Annotated in this window: 19 protein-coding genes, 1 pseudogene and 1 other annotated feature; of the genes and pseudogenes, 14 read left to right on the top strand and 6 right to left on the bottom strand. The window is 44.6% G+C overall.

Annotation, left to right across the window (positions count from 1 at the left end):
- Positions 1-497 precede the first annotated feature (497 nt).
- From AB4484_RS00550 to AB4484_RS00535, 4 genes are all read left to right on the top strand, one after another.
- Positions 498-1,451, top strand: a complete 954-nt coding sequence (locus AB4484_RS00550) for a TIGR01212 family radical SAM protein (protein WP_372075949.1) — start codon at positions 498-500, stop codon at positions 1,449-1,451.
- 91 nt (positions 1,452-1,542) lie between these two features.
- Positions 1,543-3,294: a diguanylate cyclase domain-containing protein gene (locus AB4484_RS00545; RefSeq protein ID WP_372075947.1), complete on the top strand. Its 1,752-nt coding sequence runs from the start codon at positions 1,543-1,545 to the stop codon at positions 3,292-3,294.
- A gap of 174 nt (positions 3,295-3,468) precedes the next feature.
- Entirely contained in the window at positions 3,469-5,838 is a 2,370-nt protein-coding gene (gene arcB, locus AB4484_RS00540) for an aerobic respiration two-component sensor histidine kinase ArcB (protein ID WP_050654356.1), read from the top strand.
- Positions 5,839-5,845: 7 nt separating this feature from the next.
- Positions 5,846-6,289 (top strand): hypothetical protein, encoded by a 444-nt coding sequence (locus AB4484_RS00535; protein WP_017062884.1) that lies wholly within the window; start codon positions 5,846-5,848, stop codon positions 6,287-6,289.
- A gap of 136 nt (positions 6,290-6,425) precedes the next feature.
- On the opposite strand, the gene arcA is transcribed toward AB4484_RS00535, so the two are convergent.
- Together arcA and AB4484_RS00525 are read right to left on the bottom strand one after the other, a co-directional pair.
- Positions 6,426-7,142 carry a two-component system response regulator ArcA gene (arcA, locus tag AB4484_RS00530; protein WP_004741534.1) on the bottom strand — a complete coding sequence of 239 codons (717 nt, stop codon included), beginning with the start codon at positions 7,140-7,142 and terminating at the stop codon, positions 6,426-6,428.
- 429 nt (positions 7,143-7,571) lie between these two features.
- Positions 7,572-7,673, bottom strand: a pseudogene (locus AB4484_RS00525) (ribonuclease activity regulator protein RraA); the annotation flags it as partial.
- Between the two features lie 47 nt (positions 7,674-7,720).
- On the opposite strand from AB4484_RS00525, the gene AB4484_RS00520 reads away from it, so the two are divergent.
- Entirely contained in the window at positions 7,721-8,206 is a 486-nt protein-coding gene (locus tag AB4484_RS00520) for a putative 4-hydroxy-4-methyl-2-oxoglutarate aldolase (protein ID WP_017059310.1), read from the top strand.
- A gap of 108 nt (positions 8,207-8,314) precedes the next feature.
- Here AB4484_RS00520 and AB4484_RS00515 read toward each other — a convergent pair whose 3' ends face one another.
- A complete protein-coding gene (locus AB4484_RS00515) occupies positions 8,315-8,773 on the bottom strand; it encodes a ribonuclease regulator (RefSeq protein ID WP_372075945.1) in 459 nt (152 codons plus the stop codon).
- Positions 8,774-9,090: 317 nt separating this feature from the next.
- Positions 9,091-9,209: a sequence feature (Thr leader region), on the top strand.
- Positions 9,210-9,238: 29 nt separating this feature from the next.
- Here AB4484_RS00515 and thrA point away from each other — a divergent pair.
- The 4 genes from thrA to AB4484_RS00495 all read left to right on the top strand — a co-directional run bounded on the left by thrA (position 9,239) and on the right by AB4484_RS00495 (position 14,791).
- Positions 9,239-11,698, top strand: coding sequence for a bifunctional aspartate kinase/homoserine dehydrogenase I (gene thrA / locus AB4484_RS00510; RefSeq protein WP_372075943.1), 2,460 nt, complete (start codon positions 9,239-9,241; stop codon positions 11,696-11,698).
- 17 nt (positions 11,699-11,715) lie between these two features.
- On the top strand, positions 11,716-12,672 hold the full coding sequence (gene thrB / locus AB4484_RS00505) for a homoserine kinase (RefSeq protein ID WP_032545653.1): 957 nt from the start codon (positions 11,716-11,718) through the stop codon (positions 12,670-12,672).
- Complete coding sequence (thrC, locus tag AB4484_RS00500; RefSeq protein ID WP_372075942.1) at positions 12,669-13,955, top strand: threonine synthase; 1,287 nt, start codon at positions 12,669-12,671, stop codon at positions 13,953-13,955. The genes thrB and thrC overlap by 4 nt, the downstream gene beginning before the upstream one ends.
- 176 nt (positions 13,956-14,131) lie before the next feature.
- Positions 14,132-14,791 (top strand): NADPH-dependent FMN reductase, encoded by a 660-nt coding sequence (locus AB4484_RS00495; RefSeq protein WP_372075940.1) that lies wholly within the window; start codon positions 14,132-14,134, stop codon positions 14,789-14,791.
- Between the two features lie 153 nt (positions 14,792-14,944).
- Here AB4484_RS00495 and grcA read toward each other — a convergent pair whose 3' ends face one another.
- On the bottom strand, positions 14,945-15,322 hold the full coding sequence (grcA, locus tag AB4484_RS00490; protein WP_017059315.1) for an autonomous glycyl radical cofactor GrcA: 378 nt from the start codon (positions 15,320-15,322) through the stop codon (positions 14,945-14,947).
- A 326-nt stretch (positions 15,323-15,648) separates the two neighbouring features.
- On the opposite strand from grcA, the gene nfo reads away from it, so the two are divergent.
- The 3 genes from nfo (at position 15,649) to AB4484_RS00475 (ending at position 18,273) form a co-directional block, all read left to right on the top strand.
- Entirely contained in the window at positions 15,649-16,557 is a 909-nt protein-coding gene (gene nfo / locus AB4484_RS00485) for a deoxyribonuclease IV (RefSeq protein ID WP_372075938.1), read from the top strand.
- 397 nt (positions 16,558-16,954) lie between these two features.
- Positions 16,955-17,635 (top strand): uracil-DNA glycosylase, encoded by a 681-nt coding sequence (ung, locus tag AB4484_RS00480; RefSeq protein WP_050651914.1) that lies wholly within the window; start codon positions 16,955-16,957, stop codon positions 17,633-17,635.
- Between the two features lie 86 nt (positions 17,636-17,721).
- Positions 17,722-18,273, top strand: coding sequence for a hemerythrin domain-containing protein (locus tag AB4484_RS00475; RefSeq protein ID WP_081231013.1), 552 nt, complete (start codon positions 17,722-17,724; stop codon positions 18,271-18,273).
- Positions 18,274-18,424: 151 nt separating this feature from the next.
- On the opposite strand, the gene AB4484_RS00470 is transcribed toward AB4484_RS00475, so the two are convergent.
- Positions 18,425-18,613, bottom strand: a complete 189-nt coding sequence (locus tag AB4484_RS00470; protein ID WP_017059319.1) for a DUF3545 family protein — start codon at positions 18,611-18,613, stop codon at positions 18,425-18,427.
- A 708-nt stretch (positions 18,614-19,321) separates the two neighbouring features.
- Here AB4484_RS00470 and AB4484_RS00465 point away from each other — a divergent pair.
- Together AB4484_RS00465 and yaaA are read left to right on the top strand one after the other, a co-directional pair.
- Entirely contained in the window at positions 19,322-20,749 is a 1,428-nt protein-coding gene (locus tag AB4484_RS00465; protein ID WP_032545312.1) for a sodium:alanine symporter family protein, read from the top strand.
- A 208-nt stretch (positions 20,750-20,957) separates the two neighbouring features.
- A complete protein-coding gene (yaaA, locus tag AB4484_RS00460; protein ID WP_048606773.1) occupies positions 20,958-21,734 on the top strand; it encodes a peroxide stress protein YaaA in 777 nt (258 codons plus the stop codon).
- 115 nt (positions 21,735-21,849) lie between these two features.
- Here yaaA and srmB read toward each other — a convergent pair whose 3' ends face one another.
- The gene (gene srmB, locus AB4484_RS00455) at positions 21,850-23,115 is read right to left on the bottom strand and encodes an ATP-dependent RNA helicase SrmB (RefSeq protein ID WP_017059323.1); all 1,266 of its coding nucleotides are present in this window, start codon (positions 23,113-23,115) and stop codon (positions 21,850-21,852) included.
- Positions 23,116-23,120: the final 5 nt, after the last annotated feature.

Genomic DNA, 23,120 nt, shown 5'->3' with positions numbered 1-23,120 from the left:
TTATTTGTATAAAGTCAGCCTTGTCCTTTTATATTTATGGGTCTAAACCTGCCTATGCTGGCGGTTTGAATCCTTTCCGTATCTCGCAGGAAAAGTATTGCGAGAAAAACAATCCTTAGTGATACCTGTTTATTTTTAACCACAAACTAGTGGTTTATATAGGTGGGAGTTAGATATCACCGACTTATTAGCAAGTTTTCGTTGTAAGTAAATACTCAAAAATAGCCAATATGTGTAAGTATCCTACAATTTTGTCTAGGCGAATTGCAATGAAAGTTGACCCATGTAGACCATTTTTTTCGTTTTATTTTGAATTTAATGCCTAACAAATGTGCAACATTAGGCAAATAGAGCCGATTTTTTGCATGTTTATTGATATTTGTTAGGTTGATCGCAAAAAGCCTTGAGTAAACTAATTGGTCGAATTTTGCAGGGATGTAATTTTTTTTCAAAAAAAGACTGATATTCATTCTTATTTACTTGAGTGCTTTGAAAATATGCAATTACACGAGTTGGTCAATACTATCGGCCAAGACCTTCAACGCCGTTATGGCGAGAAGGTTCACAAGCTGACGCTTCATGGTGGTTTCAGCTGCCCAAACCGAGACGGGACAATTGGCCGTGGAGGTTGCACGTTTTGTAACGTGGCTTCCTTTGCCGATGAACAAACTCAAATTCAAAGTATTGCTGACCAGCTAAAAGATCGTGCGGGTGAGATTGCTCGTGCCAAGAAGTATCTGGCTTACTTTCAGGCGTACACCAGCACTTATGCTGAGGTGCAAGTGCTCAAGAATATGTATGAAGAGGCGCTAAAAGCACCCGGTGCAGAGATCGTTGGTCTTTGTGTTGGTACGCGACCAGACTGCGTGCCTGAAGCGGTGTTGGATCTGTTAGCGGGCTACGTTAAACAAGGCTATGAGATTTGGCTCGAGCTCGGCCTGCAAACCGCCAATGATAAAACCCTCAAGCGAATTAACCGCGGCCACGATTTTGCAGTGTATGAAACGATCACCCAACGCGCACGCGCTTTAGGTATCAAGGTGTGTACTCACCTGATTGTTGGCCTACCAAAAGAAACTAAAGCGGATACCCTTGAAACCTTAGACAAGGTATTAGCCGTTGGCACCGATGGTATTAAGCTGCACGGCCTTCATATAGTAGAGGGCAGTACCATGGCTAAGGCGTGGAAGGCAGGAAAGCTAGAAGCACCAAGCCTTGAAGAGTACATTGATATCGCGAGTGAGATCATTCAACGCACGCCTGCGGACGTGGTTTATCACCGTGTTTCTTCAGCGGCGAGACGCCCAACGTTACTCTCTCCTTTATGGTGTGAGAACCGCTGGTTAGCGATGACTGAAATAGGCCGTTCGCTCGATAAAACCGGTGCTCAAGGCATCAAAACGGGCTCTGCATTCGAGTACACATTGCCTGTTTTAAACGCAGCCAATTAATAGAAATGGGTGACTGTAGGTAACAGCAGATAAAACCAATAAATAGTGGTAACATTTCCCTCACAGATTTTATGGTATAGATTGAGAGTAAATGGAACTGGTAATGACTTGGTTGTGGGACAGGGCGTATGGCTACGGTATTTATATCGTTGTTGTATTGCTGATTGCTCTCATCTGCTGGCATCTCTATTCTCGTTATCAGTCGCATATCGAAACGCTTCTACTTGCTACCCCGTCGCCACTCTACTTTGTTGATGTTCGAAGTGGCGAAATACTCTATGCCAATCGCCAAGCCATGCAGTTGCTTGGTATCCGCCAAATCGGTGTTAATTTTCGCTTTCCTACTGTGGAAAGTGAGAACAGCTTTCGTCACTACTTAACCAATCACATTAACTCTCGAGCCTTCGAGCAGGTCTCCCTGTGGGCGCTTTCTGAATTTGAGTCGTTCAAGATCAACTTGGTCGGTCGTAAGACCCATTTTAGAAATAAGCAGGCTTGGATGATTCACGCTTCACCTTATAAAAACACTAACGAAGAACTGTCCCAAGAAGTTCGAGAACTGAATGTTGCTCGTACCGCGTTGGATTCTTTGTCTGAGCTGATCTACGTGAAAGATCAAAAGGGTGAGTTGGTCGCGAGTAATCGCTCGTTTAAAAAATTTTGGCACGGTCGCCCGGAAGAGGGCACCTTGAGTGTTTCTGGTGGCGCATTGAAAGGCCGTGTTAGTGAGCGTTCGTGGACAACCGATCAGGACGGCAAAGGGTGTTTGCTCGAAACCTATCAAAGTGTATTACTCTCGCAAGATGGAGAAACCATCGGCACGCTCTCTATTAGTCATGATGTGACTGATTGGCATGACATGCAGCAGAAACTGCGTGGCGAAATGGAGAAGCGTAAAGATACCGAAGTGGCACTTGCGCAGCGTGACACCATCTTGCAAAACATCTTGGAAGCGAGCCCAGACTCGATTGGTATCTTCAACGAAAACATGGTTTATCAAGCGTGTAATAAGCCATTTGTAGCAGCGCTTGGTATCTCTGAGGTCAGTGACCTAGTAGGTAAGCGCCTGCAAGATGTCGTGCCTAATAGTATGTATATGCGTATCTCAGACACTGATCATCAAGTGCTTCATCATGGTAAATCGTTACGCTATATCGATAAGGTCGTTTCCAGTGATGGCGAATACACTTGGTACGATGTCGTGAAATCACCGTTTAGAGATCCAGCATCCAGTACTAATGGTGTGTTGATCATGGCGCGTGATATCACCGAGCGTTACCTTGCAGAGCAGAAGCTTGAAGAAGCCAACCTTGAGCTTGAACGTCTCAGCTTTATGGACAGCCTGACCCAGGTTTCTAACCGACGTCGTTTCGACGAACAGCTCTCGACACTGTGGCATTATCATGTGCGTGAGAAGTTGCCACTGACGATCATGTTGTGTGATATCGACTTCTTTAAAGGCTACAACGATTTTTACGGACACCAACAAGGCGATGATGCTTTGATTCAGGTTTCTCAAGCATTTAAGCTGGTGTTGAATCGTTCATCTGATTGTGTGGCTCGTTATGGTGGTGAAGAGTTCGGCTTTATTCTGCCAAACACGACAACCGAAGGTGCTCAGCTGGTGGCGCAGCGTATTCATGACGAAGTCCTAAAATTGGAACTTGCGCATGAGAAGTCGACAGTCTCTGAATTCATCACGGTGAGTATTGGTATTATCTCTTACATTCCTACACCTGATGATGAAATGGAATCGGCTGTTGCCTTGGCTGATAGTGCGCTGTATCAAGCGAAATCAGACGGTCGCAACCGTTCAATGGTGCATCCATACTCAATTCGCTAACTCTATAAAATTGGCAATTTGATTATCCCCGGCTATTTTTGCTTAGTTAGTATTTGTATTGGTTAATTAACCTTCGAAATTACCGCTGAACACTTGCTGTGTGTGATGTAGCTAGCTTACCTCCTATCTTCAAACAGGGTAGAATGTTGCTAGTCTTATCGCATGGAGCGCTAAATGAAACCCATGAAAAATCTTGCCCAGTATTACGTGGATCTACTCGTAAAACTGGGGATTGTCCGCTTTTCTATCTTACTCGCCCTAGCGCTTGTTGCCCTCGCTGTTGTTGTGCAAGTCGGTATCACCCTCGCACTCAAAGGCAATGTTGATGACATCGACATTGTCCGTTCAGTTTTCTTCGGTTTAGTGATCACGCCTTGGGCGGTTTATTTTCTGTCAGTGGTCGTGGACCAGTTGGAAGAATCACGTCAAAGGTTAGCGAAATTGGTCTCTAAGCTTGGCGACATGCGTGAGCGAGACCAAGAACTCAACAATAAAATGCAGCTCAATATCGAGAAGCTTAATCAAGAAATTGAAGAGCGTGAAAAAGCGGAAGAAGCGCGCGCAGAAGCAATGCAAGATCTCGAAAACGAGGTGTTCCAGCGCGAGCGTACTCAGCTTGAACTCGCAGAACGAACTGCACTGTTACGCTCGTTTATCGATGCCTCGCCTGACCTTATTTACTACCGTAATGAAGATGGTGTGTTCTCTGGTTGTAACCGTGCGGTTGAAGAGCTCACTGGTAAAACAGAAAAAGAGCTAGTTGGTTTAACGCCTTGGGATGTTTACAGTAAAGAGGTCGCTCAGCAAGTTGTTGAAACCGATAAGAAAGTATTTGCTGACAACCAAGCACTGACTTATGACCAATGGCTTGAATACCCTGACGGACGTAAGAGTTACTTCGAACTGCGTAAAGTCCCTTTCTACAGCAAAGATGGCCGTCACTTGGGCTTGGTTGGTTTTGGCCGCGATATCACTGAGCGCAAAGAGCATCAAGAGTCACTAGAAAAAGCCAGCCGTGATAAGACCACCTTTATCTCTACCATTAGCCACGAGTTAAGAACGCCGCTCAACGGCATCATTGGTTTGAGTCGCATGTTGCTCGATAGCCAACTGACCACCGAACAGCGCAAGCAGATGCAAACCATCAAGGTGAGCGCGGTGACACTGGGTAATATCTTTAACGATATTATCGACATGGATAAGTTCGACCGCCGTAAGCTTGAGCTCTTCCCAACGCCTATCAACTTTGAAGATTTCGTTGTCGAGATCGAAAGTATCTCGGCATTGATGGCCGAGCAGAAAGGATTGAGATTCGATCTAGAAAGGTTGTCTGATCTTCCTGCTGCTGTTGAGGTGGATGGTACTCGTCTTAGACAGGTACTGTGGAACCTTGTTAGTAACGCGATGAAGTTCACCAAAGATGGTGGTGTGGTGATGACTGTCAGCGCCGACATTGATGGTGATTTTGCCAACATTACGATGGAAGTGGAAGATACTGGCATTGGTATCCCTGAAAGTGAAATCGAGAAGATCTTCGCGATGTACTATCAGGTGAAATCGGGCACGGACAACTTGCACGCTGTCGGCACAGGTATTGGTCTTGCGGTCTCTCAACAGCTGATCAATATGATGGATGGCCACATTGAAGTCACCAGTGAAGAGGGTTTTGGTAGTACCTTTACAGTTTCGATTCGAGTTCCAGTGAATCACGATACTCAGGCACTAATCAAAACACCAAGAAAGCAGTCGAATCTTAAGATCTTTATGGTCGAAGATATTGAACTCAATATCACAGTGGCTCGCTCTCTACTTGAAAGCCTTGGCCATGAAGTGACAGTCGTGATGACGGGTAAAGAGGCGCAAATTGCTTTCAACCCTGAAGACTATGATTTGGTGTTATTGGATATCCAACTGCCAGACATGACGGGTTTCGATATTGCGCAATACTACCGCGAGAAATACAGCCAGCTACCGCCTTTGGTGGCATTAACTGCGAACGTGCTAAACAACAAGCAAGAGTACTTCCAGAAAGGCATGGACGAAGCGATCAGTAAACCTTTGTCGGTTCGAGCTATCCAAGATGTCATCAGTGAACTTATCGAAGATGCACCAGAGGTAATTGAGAAGGTAGCGGGCACGGATAAGATTGAGAGCATTGATAAAGTCGACGCGAGTAAGCCTGTTCTTTCAGCAATTGATACCACTTTGCTTGATATTGATATGCTAGAGTCTTATGTTGATATTGTTGGATCGAAACCGGTTTTGGATAGCATCGCGATGTTCGAAGATATGATGCCGGAGTATATGGAAATATTGAACTCCAACATGGTCGCGAAAGATAAAGCCAGTATCGTTTCTGAAGCACATAAGATTAAAGGTGCTGCAGGTTCTATTGGCCTGAAACGCATCCAACAAGTTGCTCAGAAAGCCCAATCTCCAGATTTGCCTGCGTGGTGGGAGAACATTTCAGATTGGGTTGATGAGATAAATAACGAATACCAGAATGACATTGAAGTCTTAAAGAGTTGGTTAAATCAAAGGTAGAAGAATAATGAAAAAATTAGCATTCGCCGCATGTGTAGTGGCATTAGCGGGTTGTTCTGCGCCACAAGTAGAATGGCAACAAGATAATCAAGTCGAAGTATCTGCAGCAACAGTTACCATGAAAAGCAACCTTTGGCACAACAAGATGCCAACGATTGGCGAGACTCAAGATAAGACCCTACATGGTGCTATCTACCTAGAGTCAGACTCACAACTGCCAGCAACGCTTGCGGTTGAGAGTGTTACGGTTAAACAGGGTGCAGACACCTTGTTGGTAACGGCTGACGATCTTGATTTAAGAACACACAGTGAAACTCAATGGGAAGTCGCGTTTGTATGGCAGCTAGAGATCGACAGTGACAAGCCTGTTGATGTGGCGGTGGAACTTAAAGATGGCGAAACCGTGAAGTGGCTAGTAGAGAAAGACGTTAAGGTAGATACGGTTTACTAAAACCTTATCCAATTAAGAACAATAAAAAAGGGAGAATGCGTTGGCATTCTCCCTTTTTAATAACTATTGATGACGCTTCTATTGTTAATAACACTTACTGGTGAGCAGTGCTTAACGGTAAGAAGCGCGAATCGAATTAGTCTTCTAGGTCACCACAAAAGCGGTAGCCTTCACCGTGAATCGTTGCAATGATTTCTGGCGTACCAGAAACAGATTCAAAGTGCTTACGAATACGACGGATTGTTACGTCTACAGTACGATCGTGTGGCTTAAGCTCACGGCCAGTCATCTTCTTAAGAAGGTCAGCACGTGTTTGGATCTTACCTGGGTTCTCACAGAAGTGAAGTAGAGCACGGAACTCTGAACGAGGTAGCTTGTAGCCTTCGCCATCTGGGCTAACCAGAGAACGACTGTTGATATCTAGTACCCAACCGTTGAACTCGTACTTCTCAACGCTACGCTTCTCTTCTTGAACAGAGCTTGTGCTCATTGAACGGTTCAGAAGGTTGCGTGCACGGATAGTCAATTCACGAGGGTTGAAAGGCTTAGTGATGTAGTCATCAGCGCCGATCTCTAGGCCAAGGATCTTATCAACTTCATTATCACGACCAGTTAAGAACATAAGCGCTACGTTTGCTTGTTCACGTAGTTCACGCGCAAGTAGTAGGCCATTCTTACCTGGAAGGTTGATGTCCATAATTACAAGGTTAACTTGGTTGTCAGATAGCACTTGGTGCATCTCTTCACCGTCGCTAGCCTCAAAAACAGCATATCCCTCTGCTTCAAAAATACTCTTTAGAGTGTTACGAGTTACTTGCTCATCTTCAACGATAAGAATCTGCGGGGTTTGCATTTGGCGGTACCTAAATTTGTGACGAAACTGTGCTAATAGAATAAATTCTAGGCAAAAACATAACATACAGGTAATGTATTTTTGATGATAACTTAAAGTTTTCAAAAAAACACTTACTTCCAGCTATCTGCCTTCCTTGAAGTATTGCCCAATAACGTAGATCCAGTACGCCTTTCAATCATTCTTTTAGTGATTGGAGTGGATTCTATAATGTTAACAGCATGCTAACAACGCGAGAATGTTAATTCCATTCACTTTGTTGATTTACATCAATTGCCGTATCGCAACAAACTTTAATAGTATGGCTACAACTTAACCAATGTTATGGTGACTATTTAGCACCAAAACAAGAATGATTATTCGAGATGCTTCGCACATCTTGCCTGCTAAAGACCAGATTATGAACCAAGGAAGCTGAAAGCTGTCTTAAGAGTCTAGTAGATAAATATGCTCAATCAACTTTTATTGAGTAATAAATTGAGCATAGAACAATGAAAACAAAGGATTAATTTTAATAACATATAAAAGCATAGAGGCTAGCCTGACATAACCGGTAACGCCTTACTCACGGAGGATATATGCACGATATAACACCCGACTTGTGTGATGAGTTTGAAAGCGAAGTCACCCTACTGAACATGCCATTGCAGAACTTCGGTCAACGTGGTGCGTTCTTTGGAAAAATTGTAACAGTTCGTTGTTATCACGATAATTCCAAGGTTCGCGAGGTTTTAGAGACCGACGGCTGCGGCAAAGTGCTTGTCGTTGACGGAAATGGCTCATGCCAGAAGGCGCTGCTTGGCGATCAACTCGCTATTCTCGCGATAGAAAACGGTTGGGAAGGCGTGATTGTAAACGGTGCGGTGCGTGATGTAGGCATGATGTCGCAAATGGACCTTGGCGTTCAGGCGTTAGGTGCATCGCCATTCAAAACAGAGAAACGCGGTGTCGGCCAAGTGAATGTGACGCTCTCTATACATAATCAACTGATTCAGCCTGGTGACTATATTTATGCCGATTGGAATGGTGTGTTAATTTCATCTGAGTTGTTAATTGAATCGTAACTGACTCAAATTTAATGCCGTTAATAGATTAGAGCGGGGAATGGTTTGTGATGTGCTGAATGCTTGTAGTTCAATCCGAGTTAGTAAATAAAGAACAAGCTAAAGAGACTAAAAGCGAAACCCTAATCCCACTTCAACACCTTGCTGCCACTCTTCATAATCAAGGGTGGCATGCAAATCTAGGTTATCTGTCAGTTGCACTCGGCTGGAAACCTCTGCGGCTACCGATTTCTCATTGTCTTCGGTTTCGTCTTTATAGGTGTGCAGAGAACTGTTGAAAGAGACTCTTTCTGATAACTGATAACTGACACCGCTTAAGAATCCACTTTCCTGTTTCAGTGCCGCACTATTGATACGTGTACCGACGTAAAGATCCACATCTGAAAACAAGCTATAAGAGTAGCCACTGTCTATCTTCCAAGTATCGAAGCTTTCACTCGACGCGTTTTGTGTGGAGATAAAGAATTTATGAGAAGAACGATCGATCTGGCTGGGTAGCAGAGGCAAGCTATTCGCTGAACAAACAACAGGCATAGCAAAAGATAAAAGAATAAGTAATCTCTTCATTTCCCACTCCTGATGTCATTATTATTGTTCTTCGAACGTTATCGTTCAATTAAAGCACAGAACTTGTACGTTCGCTGCACAATCGATATAGCATTTTGTTATGACTATATATGCAATTGATTACTCTTGCCTGTTCAATGAGTAAATCCAGTATCTTAAGTGAAGGTTTATACAGGGCGTTTTATCCCTTAAATGACGGTTTGCTCTGAAAAACGGTGCGAATGTAAAAAAAACGCAACTTTTCATTGACGTCCAGTGGTAAAAATTGATACACGTAGAGTAAAGCACAAGCAGAGAATTTGATATGCAGCACGTAAGCCACCTAGTAATGACCACAACCATTATTATTACCGACATTAACATTGTTGGGGCAGGCTGCTAAGTAACGGATTTTAAAAAAAAGGCCTGTATCCAACAAGATACAGGCCTTTTTTTGTACCATTTTTATGACTTATGGAGAAAGGGATGCGCGTTTTAAAGTTTGGAGGTTCATCATTAGCTGATGCAGATCGTTTTTTACGAGCGGCAGATATCATCGCTAATAATGCCCAGCAAGAAGAGCTAGCCGTTGTACTATCGGCTCCAGGAAAAACAACCAATAAGTTGGTCGCTGTAATTGAAGCTGCACTTAAAAATGGTGAAGCAGACGCACAGATTACAGAGATCGAATCCTCATTCGCTGCACTGTTTGCAGATATTCAAGCCGTTGTTCCTTCTATTGATGGTTCTGCGTTCCAAGAGCAGGTTGATACTTCTCTTGCTCAACTAAAACAGTTCGTAAACGGCATTAACCTGCTGGGCATGTGCCCGAACCATGTTAATGCTCGCATCATCAGTAAAGGTGAGCGAATCTCAATCCAGTTGATGAAAGCGGTGCTTGAAGCGAAAGGCCAACCAGCAAGCCTGATTGACCCAGTTCAATACCTATACGCTAAAGGTGATCACCTTGAAGCTATGGTCGATGTGGACGTTTCAACTCAGAACTTCCGTCAGTCGCCACTGCCTAAAGGTCACGTAAATATCATGCCGGGCTTTACGGCTGGTAACGATAAAGGTGAGCTAGTCACACTTGGCCGTAACGGATCTGACTACTCAGCAGCAGTGCTAGCGGCGTGTCTACGTGCTGATTGCTGTGAGATCTGGACAGATGTAGACGGCGTTTACAACTGTGACCCGCGTTTAGTGGATGATGCTCGTCTTCTTAAGTCATTAAGCTACCAAGAAGCGATGGAGCTTTCTTACTTTGGCGCTTCGGTTCTACACCCGAAAACTATCGCGCCTATCGCACAATTCCATATTCCTTGTCTGATCAAAAACAGCTTTAACCCACAGGGTGCAGGTACTTTGATTGGCCAAGACACTGGCGAAGATAACCTAGCAATCAAAGGTATTACGACGCTAAGCGACCTAACAATGGTTAACGTATCAGGTCCTGGTATGAAGGGTATGGTAGGCATGGCGAGTCGTGTATTCGGCGCGATGTCTTCTGCTGGCGTTTCTATTGTCCTTATTACTCAATCTTCTTCTGAGTACAGCATCAGCTTCTGTATTGAATCGGCTGATAAGGTGAAAGCGAAACAAGTGTTGTCAGACGCGTTTGAACTTGAACTTAAAGATGGCCTGTTAGAGCCGGTTGAGTTCATGGATGACGTTGCGATTGTAACGCTGGTGGGTGACGGTATGCGCACTTCACGTGGCGTGGCTTCTCAGTTCTTCTCTTCTTTAGCTGAAGTGAACGTCAACATTGTTGCTATTGCTCAAGGTTCTTCAGAGCGCGCTATCTCAGCGGTTATCCCTGAAGATAAAATCTCTGAAGCCATCAAAGCGTGTCACGAGAACCTATTTAACTCTAAGCACTTCCTTGACGTATTCGTTGTGGGTGTTGGCGGTGTTGGTGGTGAGCTTGTTGACCAAATCCAGCGTCAGCAAGGCAAACTGGCTGAAAAAGGCATCGTGATTCGCGTATGTGGTTTAGCAAACAGTAAAGGCTTGTTGCTAGACAGCGATGGTCTACCGCTAGAGCAGTGGCGTGACCGTATGTCGAGTGCGACTGAAGAGTTCAGCCTAGCGCGTTTAGCGGCTTTGGTTCAACGTAACCACATCATCAACCCAGTATTGGTTGACTGTACGTCTAGCGAAGGTATTGCGGCGCAGTACGCTGATTTCCTAGCGGCTGGTTTCCACGTGGTAACACCAAACAAGAAAGCAAACACAGCAAGCATGGCTTACTACCATCAGCTTCGTGAAGTTGCACGTAACTCACGTCGTAAGTTGATGTACGAAACAACAGTAGGGGCTGGCCTACCGGTCATCGAAAACCTTCAGAACCTAATCTCTGCAGGTGATGAACTTGAGAAATTCAACGGTATTCTTTCAGGTTCACTGTCTTACATCTTCGGCAAGCTTGATGAAGGTATGACACTGAGCCAAGCAACCAACATTGCAAAAGATAACGGTTTCACAGAACCGGATCCTCGTGATGATCTATCTGGTATGGATGTGGCGCGTAAGCTGCTTATTCTTGCTCGTGAAGCAGGCATGGCGCTTGAGCTGGAAGATGTTGAAGTAGACCAAGCTCTGCCACCGGGTTTTGATGATTCAGGTACGGTTGAAGAGTTCATGACTCGCTTGCCAGAAGCGGATGCTTACTTCAAAGAGCAGTCAGCTATCGCAGCAGAAGAAGGCAAAGTACTTCGTTATGTGGGTGAAATCGCTGAAGGTAAGTGTAAGGTTCGTATCGCAGCTGTTGATGGCGACGACCCAATGTTCAAGATTAAAGATGGCGAGAACGCATTAGCATTCTACAGCCGTTATTACCAACCAATCCCTCTAGTACTGCGTGGCTACGGCGCGGGTACTGAAGTAACAGCAGCTGGCGTATTCTCTGATGTGATGCGTACTCTTGGTTGGAAATTAGGAGTTTAGGAATGAGTTCAAGTGATATGGATGTTGTCGTTTATGCTCCTGCATCAATCGGTAATGTCAGTGTAGGGTTTGATGTGCTGGGGGCCGCTGTGTCTCCAGTGGATGGCACACTGCTGGGTGACCGAGTTATGGTTAAAGCAGGTGATGAACCATTCTCACTTAAAACAGCAGGCAGCTTTGTTTCTAAGCTGCCAACTGAAGCAAAAGAAAACATCGTCTACGACTGCTGGGTGGTGTTCTCGAGAGAGCTTGATAAAAAAGGCGTTACGCTAAAGCCTTTGGAAATGACGCTAGAAAAGAACATGCCTATCGGTTCAGGTTTGGGCTCTAGTGCATGTTCAATTGTCGCGGCGCTTGATGCGTTAAACCGATTTCACGGTCAGCCACTGAATGAAACTGAACTGCTTGCTCTGATGGGCGAAATGGAAGGCAAGATTTCAGGCGGTATCCACTACGATAACGTTGCGCCATGTTACCTTGGTGGCGTGCAGCTCATGCTTGAAGAGCTAGGCATCATCAGCCAAGAAGTACCGTGTTTTGACGACTGGTACTGGGTAATGGCTTATCCGGGTATTAAGGTTTCAACGGCTGAAGCGAGAGAGATCCTACCATCTCAATATCGTCGTCAGGATATCATTGCTCATGGTCGTCACTTAGCGGGCTTTATCCACGCGTGTCATTCAGGTCAACCTGAACTGGCTGCGAAGATGATCAAAGACGTGATCGCTGAACCATATCGTGAGAAACTGCTTCCAGGGTTTGCTGATGCTCGTAAATACGCGCTGTCGGCTGGGGCACTGGCTACTGGTATTTCTGGTAGTGGTCCAACTCTATTTAGCATTTGCAAAGAACAAGATGTCGCCGAGCGTGTTGCACGCTGGTTAGAACAAAATTACGTACAAAATGAAGAAGGATTCGTTCACGTTTGTCGCCTAGATAAGCAAGGTTCGATCGTTACAGGAAGTGAGTTATGAAACTGTACAACATCAAAGAAAATGATGAACAAGTCTCTTTTGGCCAAGCCGTTCGTCAAGGTTTAGGCCGTAATCAAGGTCTATTTTTCCCATCTGAACTGCCAAAGTTTGATGATATCGATGCGCTGCTAGCAGAGGACTTTGTCCCTCGTAGCTCAAAGATTCTGTCAGCATTGATTGGTGATGAACTACCAAAAGAGCAGATCGACCAAATGGTGGATGCAGCGTTCCAATTCCCTGCACCAATCAACCAAGTAAAAGACGGCGTTTACGCGCTTGAGCTTTTCCACGGTCCAACACTGGCATTTAAAGATTTCGGTGGCCGCTTTATGGCTCAATCTTTAGCTGCTGTTTCTGATGGTGGCCAAATCACTATCTTAACCGCAACATCAGGTGATACAGGTGCGGCAGTTGCACATGCTTTCTACGGTATGGAAGACATCAATGTTGTGATTCTTTACCCGAAAGGCAAGATCAGCCCACTGCAAGAGAAGCTGTTCTGTACGCTTGGTAAGAACATCCACACTGTGGCGATTGATGGCGACTTTGACGCGTGTCAAGCTCTAGTTAAAGACTCATTTGATGACGCCGAACTGCGTAAAGAGATTGGCTTGAACTCAGCAAACTCTATCAACATCAGCCGTTTAATGGCTCAGATCTGTTACTACTTTGAGGCGGCTTCTCAGCTGACTAAAGAGCAACGTGAAAACCTTGTTATCTCCGTACCAAGTGGTAACTTTGGTAACCTAACGGCTGGTCTATTAGCTAAAGCGCTAGGTCTACCTGTTAAGCGTTTCATCGCAGCAACCAACGAAAATGACACGGTTCCTCGTTACCTAGAAACAGGCGAGTGGGCTCCAAAACCGACCGTTGCGACAACATCGAACGCGATGGATGTAAGCCAACCAAATAACTGGCCTCGTATCGAAGAGCTTTGCCAACTGAAAGGCTGGGGCTTAGATACACTAGGCAAAGGTAAAGTATCTGACGAGCAGAGCGCTGAGTCAGTTCGCGACCTAAAAGCGCAAGGTTACCTGTGTGAACCACATGGTGCGATTGCTTACCGTCTACTGGAAGAGCAACTGCAAGAGAACGAAACTGGCTTGTTCCTGTGTACAGCACACCCAGCTAAATTCAAAGAAGTGGTTGATGACATCCTAGGTTCTGATATCGAACTGCCTGGTCCGCTAGCAAAACACGCGGCGATGGAATTGTTGTCTGAAGATCTTGATAACGATTTTGAAGCGCTAAAAGCAGTGCTTCGTCGAGTTCAACCTGCGTAATTTTTCAAAAACGTAAACGTAGAACTTAGATCGATCAGAAAAGGTGAATGAGCAATCATTCACCTTTTTTATTGTCTGAGTGTTTTTAAAGTAAGCTTTATTTAAGGGTTTTCTTACGCTTAAATGGCTTTAAGTAAGTGTATTGCTTTAACCCGATCAAAACGGAAAGGGATAATATGAATTTTTTGATTTTTCTTGGCTCTGTACGTGAGAGCACACCGCCAAGACCTGCGCGATTAGGGATGAGAGTCAGCAAGGCGTGTGAAAAGCTGCTTGCGAACCAACATTCAGAGCATACGGTTGAGATTATCGACCCATTGAATTATGACTTTGGCGATGTGTTCAAGCCTGAGTTTTCGTATCATCGTTCAAAAGTACCCGCGCATTTAGCGGAGTTAGCCGACAAGATCGCTAAGGCTGATGGCTATGTGATGGTTAGCCCGGAATACAATCATTCGATGAGCCCAGCGCTAGCTAATATTCTCAATCACTTTGGTAGCTCGCTATTTTCATATAAACCGAGTGCGATTGTGACCTATTCTGCCGGTCAGTGGGGCGGGGCAAGAGCATCCGTTTCAATGAGAACCTTCTTGTCAGAGCTAGGTTGCTTGCCTGTTTCTGCGATGATTCATCTGCCGAAAGCGCAAGAAGTGTTTGATGAAGAGGGCGGTGTTGTTCAAGAGTCTGAGCAAGCACAATGGGATGAATACATGAATCGAACATTCCATCAGTTGATGTGGTGGGCACAAGGTGCTGCGTTGCAAAGAGACAATGTTGATCCTACGGCTCTGGCGAAAGCCTTTACTAAAGATCCTTCTCAACGAAACGCGCCATAACCAGATTTGAACGGTGACAGTGCTTGTTTGATTTTAGGTGAGTGGGTTCGAGTTGGAACAATAAACGATAAGAAGTTGCTAGGACAAAAACTAAAAAAGCTTGGCCATTTCTGACCAAGCTTTTTAAATCTTTAACACTCTAGTTTACTGAGATTATAGAGACTCAGTGAACGTACGTGCGATAACGTCACGTTGCTGTTCAGTTGTTAGAGAGTTGAAACGTACAGCGTAACCCGATACACGGATAGTTAGCTGTGGGTAGTTCTCTGGGTGAGCAACTGCGTCTTCTAGCGTTTCACGCTTAAGAACGTTAACGTTTAGGTGTTGGCCACCTTCGATGCGTGGTGCTGCTTCGATTGCAACTTCACGGCTTTCGTACTCGCCTAGGTCTGCAGCTGAGATAACTTGGTCAGCTTCGAAACCTGCAGTAGCAACAACACAACGAGCTTCATTCTTCTCGCTATCTAGTAGCCAGATTGAGTTTAGTAGGTCATCGTTTGCTGCTTTAGTAATTTGAATACCTTGGATCATAACTATCTCCTAGTCCACTGAATGTGGTTTGATTATGGTGTTAACTTTCGATTTTTATTGAGCTGGGTAATATATACCTAATATTAGTAAGGTTAACATTGATTTAAGTCAAAAAACAACCAAAAACCATATTTTTACAAAGGTGATTATATTGAGGTAAATCAATAAAACCTTTGAAAACAAAGTAATTACAAAATATTTTAAAGTATAAAAAATATTTAACAGTCGTATTTGTTGTAAGTTTACTACATTTGTTGTGTTTTTATTGAACTGCAACCGATACGACCCTTTATTTATTAAGCATTCTGAAAGTGTAAAGTGATTTAATGACAAACAATAATTCATCCTCAAAACCGGAAACAAATATTAAGTTTATTGGCGCTCATGTGTCGGCTGCTGGTGGTGTTGATCAAGCGCCTATGCGTGCACGTGAAATCGGTGCTAATGCATTTGCACTGTTTACCAAGAACCAGAGGCAGTGGGCGGCAAAACCGCTAGAAGCGAAAACCATTAGTGCCTTTAAAGCCAATTGCAAAATGTTGGGCTTCGGTGCTGAGCACATTCTTCCTCATGACTCCTACCTGATTAACCTAGGAGCGCCAGAAGAAGAGAAGCTAGAGAAATCACGTGCGGCTTTTATTGATGAAATGGAGCGTTGTAATCAACTTGGATTAACGCTCTTGAATTTTCATCCTGGGAGTCATTTAAAGAAAATCTCAGAAAGCGAATGTTTGGCGAAGATCGCTGAATCGATCAACCTAGCTCATCAAGCGGTACCTGAAGTAATCGCAGTGATCGAGAATACGTCTGGGCAGGGCACTAATCTGGGTTGGAAGTTTGAACATCTAGCAGAGATTATCGAACAGGTAGAAGATAAGTCACGTGTTGGTGTGTGCTTAGACACCTGCCATACGTTTACTGCTGGCTATGACTTACGAACAAAAGCGGCGTGTGAGCATACTTTTGCTGAGTTCGACCGCATCGTGGGTATGCACTATCTAAGAGCAATGCACATCAATGATTCAAAAGCTGAGTTCGCGAGCCGAGTCGACCGACACCATTCTTTAGGAAAAGGCGAAATTGGCTGGGATTGTTTTGAGTATATTGCCTCTGATTCTCGCTTTAATGGTATCCCTCTTATCTTGGAAACCATTGATTCGACCATCTGGAAAGAGGAAATTCAACAACTTAGAATATTTCATCGCTCAGCAACGGTAGTCAGCGAAGAAGCGTAATAATAGAGGGGAAAATTTATTTCCGTCTATTTCTAAAAATTGGCACCTTTCTTTCATAGTATTAAAGTGAATATGTAGTTCACGATGTCTTAGAGGAGGTGCCTTTATGTATTCAATCACCCAAACTTCAACTATTGCTGCCGCACGCCGTTTACCTACACCAAACCGTCACGTGCATAACCACGGCCACCATCGTACACAGCAGAAAAGTGGTTAATCGAGATAAACACAACTTGAACTGATTATTATGATTCATCAACAAGTGAACCCTACACATCATGTTTATTGATAGCTGTATGAGGTATAACTAGAGCCTTATTTAGGACAGTTAGCCGATACAGCTATTTTTTTGTCTGGCGAAAGCCGCTAGAAACCTTGATGATTGGGAAGTAAAACGATGAGCGCACCAAAGACTTGGGAATCCATTATTAATGATGAACGTGATAAAGAGTACTTTCAGAGTGTCCTCGCGTTTGTTGAACAGCAACGTGATAGTGGCAAAACCGTCTACCCGCCACAAGATCAGGTGTTCAGTGCCTTTGATATGACGCCTTTCGAATCCGTGCGAGTGGTTATCTTAGGGCAAGATCCTTATCACGGTGCTAACCAAGCTCACGGCTTAGCATTCTCAGTGCTTCCTGGTGTGAAAATCCCACCTTCTCTACGCAATATGTACAAAGAGCTTGCACAAGATATAGAGGGCTTTGAGATTCCTAGTCATGGTTATCTCGATTCTTGGGCATCGCAAGGGGTGTTGATGTTGAACACAGTCCTTACAGTAGAAGAGGCAAAAGCACACTCACATGCTAAGTGTGGCTGGGAAACCTTTACCGATGCCATTATTGCTGAGCTCAATCAGCGCTCTGAACCGATCATCTTTTTGTTGTGGGGCGCACACGCCCAGAAGAAAGGCCAAGCGATTGATGACGACAAGCATCATGTGTTGGTTGCACCTCACCCATCGCCATTATCGGCACGCCGTGGCTTCTTCGGTTGTCAGCACTTCTCTACAACCAACAAGCTGCTTTCTTCTATGGATCAACAACCTATTGACTGGCGTTTACCAACAGAAGTGTAGGTTGGTGGTTTTCTGAGCAGGGTCAAATCATAAATCAGCATATTCGTATACACTTATAAATAGTAGGTGTAATGGAGTGCAATACTATGATGATTGAAAGGATAAGACGAGAGCATGGCTATATGGCTCGTTTACTCGCGATACTCAACAGTAAGTTAGAGTTTCTGAAACAGGAGCGAGAAATAAACTATAGCCTGATCGCAGAGGTGGTTCATTACTTGATGAACCATTCAGACAAAGTGCATCACCCTAAAGAAGACGTCATTTATCGCTACTATCTTAAGCAATATGGCAGCGAGCAAGCGATTGAAGACTTGGAACTAGAGCATCAATTGCTTTCTGAGAAAACGGCAGACTTTTTAGGTTTGCTCGATATGATCCTTCAAGATGCGGTGGTCCCTCAACAAGTTTTTATTGAGCAACTTGAAGCGTTTGTTAAGGCCCAGCGAAAACACATGGAATATGAAGAGAAGCATGTGTTACCCATGATTGTTGAGGCGTTCACGGTGAAAGATTGGCAAGAAGTGGAGTCTCAATGGCTTCAACCGGAAGATGACCCTGTCTTTGGAGAGACCATCGCCGATCAATATCGTCAACTCGCGGCTCGGGTTCGACAAAATGAACAAGAGTGCGTTTAGTCTGTTTTAATGTTGAAACGCCCCTATTTTTAGGTGTCCTCTATATTAGAGGGTTGGTTTCCAAATGGCGCTTTGAGCGGATTAACTACCTCGAAAAATAAAAAGGCACCTATATAGGTGCCTTTTGCTATCTGATTTCTTATCGTGCTGATTAAAGCTTTATATCGTCAAGGCTAAAATCAAGACCTAGATTCATCTCTCTCAGCTCTTTCTCAAGCTGCCTACGATCGTTGATGGCTTCGATTTCACGCCACTTACGCTTGAGTGGTTTCGAGCGTGATTTTTGAGTTACACGAGGCATTTCTAGTTCTGATACTTCATCGAATTGAAAGCTATCCATAAGCCATATCTCCTTCCGTGGGACTAGTTCTTACGAACCAATAAATATCATATTTAGGTTCACAATAACTTTGATTTGTTTCTCATTTGTTTCAAATCCATGAAGCTTTTGTTCTATTTTCTTATGCATGCTCACACATTGTGAGAATTATTATGTATAAAAAACAAGCAAACAACTTAAGTAAACGATTAAATTGGGGGTTATTGAATGTTAATTCATTGTGCGAATGGAATAGCGTTTTGGCTACAATGCATTGAAGTGCACATGGTGCCATGCGGTATAGCGATCTCATTGGCCTAGAAAAAAACGAAGATCTTCACTATACCTTGTAAAACCTAGGCTGACGTCATTTTTATAGGATGATGTTCTTGTTGGGGTAGTGCCGTGGCTGTTGTTGATATTATGTCCCGATAATGTGACTTTTATTAGGCTGCATTGTTGAAAGTTGTGTTAACAAAAGGTGTGTTATTAGTGAAATGTCACTTTAATATAAGTGCATTTGCATATTGATTTTTAGGCCGTCTCGCTGCATTATCCGCCCGTCAAAAAATACACTGATACGTAAAATGGATGCATGAAGCGACATTTACAGTCTCAATCGCCGCAAGAATATAACAAGAGTGCCGACACAACATTGACAGAGGCATAGGCGATTAAGAGGAAGGCTAGGAAGCATGATCGGTGCTTAAACTCAATTACGAGGTTCACGTGACAGACTTAATCAATTTGATGAACGATCTCCTTTGGGGATCTATCTTAGTTTACTTACTGGTTGGTGTGGGTATCTACTTCACTGTACGACTAGGCTTCATTCAATTCCGCCATTTCGGCCACATGTTCTCTGTTCTTAGAAACAGCCGTAAAGCAGACAGTGCTGGTATCTCTTCTTTCCAAGCTCTTTGTACTAGTCTCGCTGCTCGTGTTGGTACGGGTAACATGGCAGGTGTTGCAGTAGCACTAACCGCTGGTGGCCCTGGTGCTATCTTCTGGATGTGGCTAATCGCAATGCTAGGTATGGCAACATCGTTTGCAGAAAGCACACTGGCACAGCTATACAAAACGCGTGATAACGACGGTAACTACCGCGGCGGCCCTGCATACTACATGGAGAAAGGCCTAGGCATGCGTTGGATGGGGGTTCTATTCTCTATCTTCCTAATCATTGCATTTGGTCTTGTATTCAACGCGGTTCAAGCGAACGCGATTGCAAGCGCAATGAACACAGCATTCGACCTTGAGCGTAGCTACGTTGGTGTTGGTATCGTAATCATCTCTGCATTCGTTATCTTCGGTGGTATCCGTAAGATTGCACGTACAGCAGAAATCATCGTTCCAATCATGGCATTGGCTTACCTAGCGATTGCTATGTACGTAATGTTCGCGAACATCGAGAAAGTGCCTGAAGTACTGGCTCTTATCTTCAAGAGTGCATTCGGTCTGCAAGAAGCAGCAGCGGGTGGCCTAGGTTACGCAATCGCACAAGCGATGATTAACGGCATCAAACGTGGTTTGTTCTCGAACGAAGCGGGTATGGGTTCTGCGCCAAACGCAGCAGCTTCTGCTACGCCTTACCCACCGCACCCAGCATCGCAAGGTTACGTGCAAATGCTAGGCGTGTTCATGGATACCATTGTTATCTGTTCAGCAACAGTCGCAATCATCCTGATGTCTGGTGAGTATGTACCACACGGTGAAGTAACGGGTATCGAACTAACGCAACGTGCACTAACAGCACAAGTTGGCGAATGGGGCGGCATCTTTGTAGCGGTAGCGATTTTCTTCTTCGCTTTCACTTCAATCATTGCAAACTACTCGTACGCTGAAACGAACCTTATCTTCCTAGAGCACAACAACAAGAAAGGCCTAGTGCTGTTCCGTATTGTTGTACTGGGTATGGTTATGTTCGGTTCTCTAGCGACGTTACCAACGGTATGGGCACTGGCTGACGTATCGATGGGCCTAATGGCGATTGTTAACTTGGTGGCGATTATTCTGCTATCAGGCATCGTGATTAAGCTAGCGAAAGATTACAACCGCCAACTAGACGCGGGTAAAGTACCAACATTCGATTCGAATGACTTCCCAGAGCTTAAGTCTCAGCTGGAAGACGGTATTTGGGACAACAACAAGAAGTAATCTTGTTGGAGCGATAAACGGCTCATCCTAAAGTGATTAGAAAGGCTAAGGTTTCGACCTTAGCCTTTTTCTTTGCCTGTCATTTGTCTCATTCTGTCTATTGAAGCTCATTCTCCCTATCGAAGTAATAGGAAGAGTCATAAAGACAAGTTGATGTTTTTTCTATACTCTAGCAGCATCCAGTTAGATAACCGATTAGGGTAAAGTTATGTTAGTTGTCGTTTCTCCAGCCAAAACACTTGATTACGAATCACCATTAGCGACGGAACGCTTTAGTCAGCCTGAGTTTGTTGAACACTCTGCTGAGCTGATTGAAGAGTGCCGCAAACTGACGCCAGTAGATATTTCTGCACTGATGAAAGTCAGCGATAAGATCGCAGGGTTGAACGTAGCGCGATTTGAGCAGTGGAGCGAGACCTTTACCCAAGACAACGCACGCCAAGCAATCCTAGCTTTTAAGGGCGATGTATATACAGGTCTAGACGCTGAAACACTATCGGATGAAGATTTTGACTACGCACAAAACCACCTACGTATGCTTTCTGGGTTATATGGCTTGCTTAAGCCATTAGATTTGATGCAGCCGTACCGCCTAGAGATGGGGACACGCTTGGCGAATGCTCGTGGTACTAACTTGTACCAATTCTGGGGCAACATCATCACAGACAAGCTGAATGAAGCATTAAATGCTCAAGGCGACAACGTGTTGATCAACCTAGCATCGAACGAATACTTTAAAGCCGTGAAGCCGAAGAACTTGGATGGCCAAGTGATTACCCCTGTATTCAAAGACTGCAAGAACGGTCAGTACAAGGTGATCAGTTTCTACGCGAAGAAAGCGCGTGGCATGATGGCTCGCTACATCATCGAGAACAAGATCGACTCGGTTGAGGCGCTGACCCAGTTTGATACGGCGGGTTACTACTTCGTTGAAGAAGAGTCGAACGCGAAAGAGCTTGTCTTTAAGCGCGAAGAGCAAAACTAGTAGTCCTTGGCTAATGAGTTACTCTCGGTTTTAGCCTGATAACAGACCAGATAGAGAAAAGCCCCATGCAGCGAACTGCATGGGGCTTTTTTATTGAATCGTTGAAGCTGTTAGATTACTTCTTCTTTGCTGCTTTCTTTTTCTTGGCGATTTTTTTCTTCTTCGCGATTTTTTGTTTCTCTACCGCTTTCTTATCTTCTTTCTTTGGCTTCTTCTTCTTAGTCACGGCCGCTTTCTTATGCGTAGGGCGCATGCCTTCGATGAAGCGTTCTTTGATTGGTTCGTCTGTGTAACGAGCCACACGCTCAATCATTAGTTGATCGTGCGCTTCAATGATAGAAACCGCGTTACCTTTTTTACCAGCACGAGCAGTACGGCCAATACGGTGTAGGTATACGTCAGCCGTACGTGGCATGTCGTAGTTGATTACGTGGCTTACGTCTGGAAGGTCGATACCACGAGCAGCAACGTCAGTCGCTAGTAGTACGTTTACAGAACCGTCACGGAAACGAGCAATTGCGTTGTTACGACGATCTTGAGGCATTTCACCTTGGATCCATGCACATGGGATTTGCGCGCTTTCAAGTTGAGCTCGTAGATCACCTAGACGATCACGCGTCTTCAAGAACACGATGCTGCGCTCAGCTTGCTCTGTGATGACGTGCTTTAGGATGTTCAGCTTGTGCTCTGCTGTGTCTGCACGGTGGTACCACTGAGTGATCTTCTTACGCTCACGAAGTGATGATTTCGCATCGATCTCCGCTGGGTTTTTCAGTAGATCTTCAGTGAAACCTTCAATACCTTTACCTTCTAGCGTTGCTGAGAACAGTAAAGTTTGTTTACGCCAGCGACACTCTGCAGACAGACGGTCAACAACAGGGCCAAAGCCCATGTCTAGCATACGGTCGGCTTCATCTAGAACCAGCCATTCAATCGCACGACAGTCAAAACGCTCGCCTTCAATGTATTCCATCAAACGGCCAGGTGTTGCTACTACGATATCTTGAGTTGTACTTAAGATATCTGCGTGCTCTTGGTACATCACACCGCCCGTGATCGTGAAGATATTTAGGCTGGTGTATTTAGCAAGCTCACGTGCTTGTTCGGTGATCTGCATTGCTAGCTCACGCGTTGGCGTCAGAATAAGCATACGCGCAGGGCCAGATTTCTTACGTGGGAAATCCAGTAGGTATTGCAGTGCTGGCAATACAAATGATGCTGTTTTACCAGTACCTGTTGGCGCAGAAGCCAAAACGTCTCTTCCATCTAACGCTTGTGGGATTGCTTCAGCTTGTATCTGTGTTGGACGTTCGTAGCCCATTTCGTCAATTGCTTTAAGCAGCTCTTGGTTTAGATCGAGTTCTGCAAAGGTTCTGATCACTGTTG

Source organism: Vibrio sp. 10N.261.46.A3, assembly GCF_041472995.1.
Lineage (GTDB): Bacteria > Pseudomonadota > Gammaproteobacteria > Enterobacterales > Vibrionaceae > Vibrio > Vibrio coralliirubri.
Note: the sequence above shows the minus strand (reverse complement) of the source record. Positions and strands in the feature narration are given on the sequence as shown.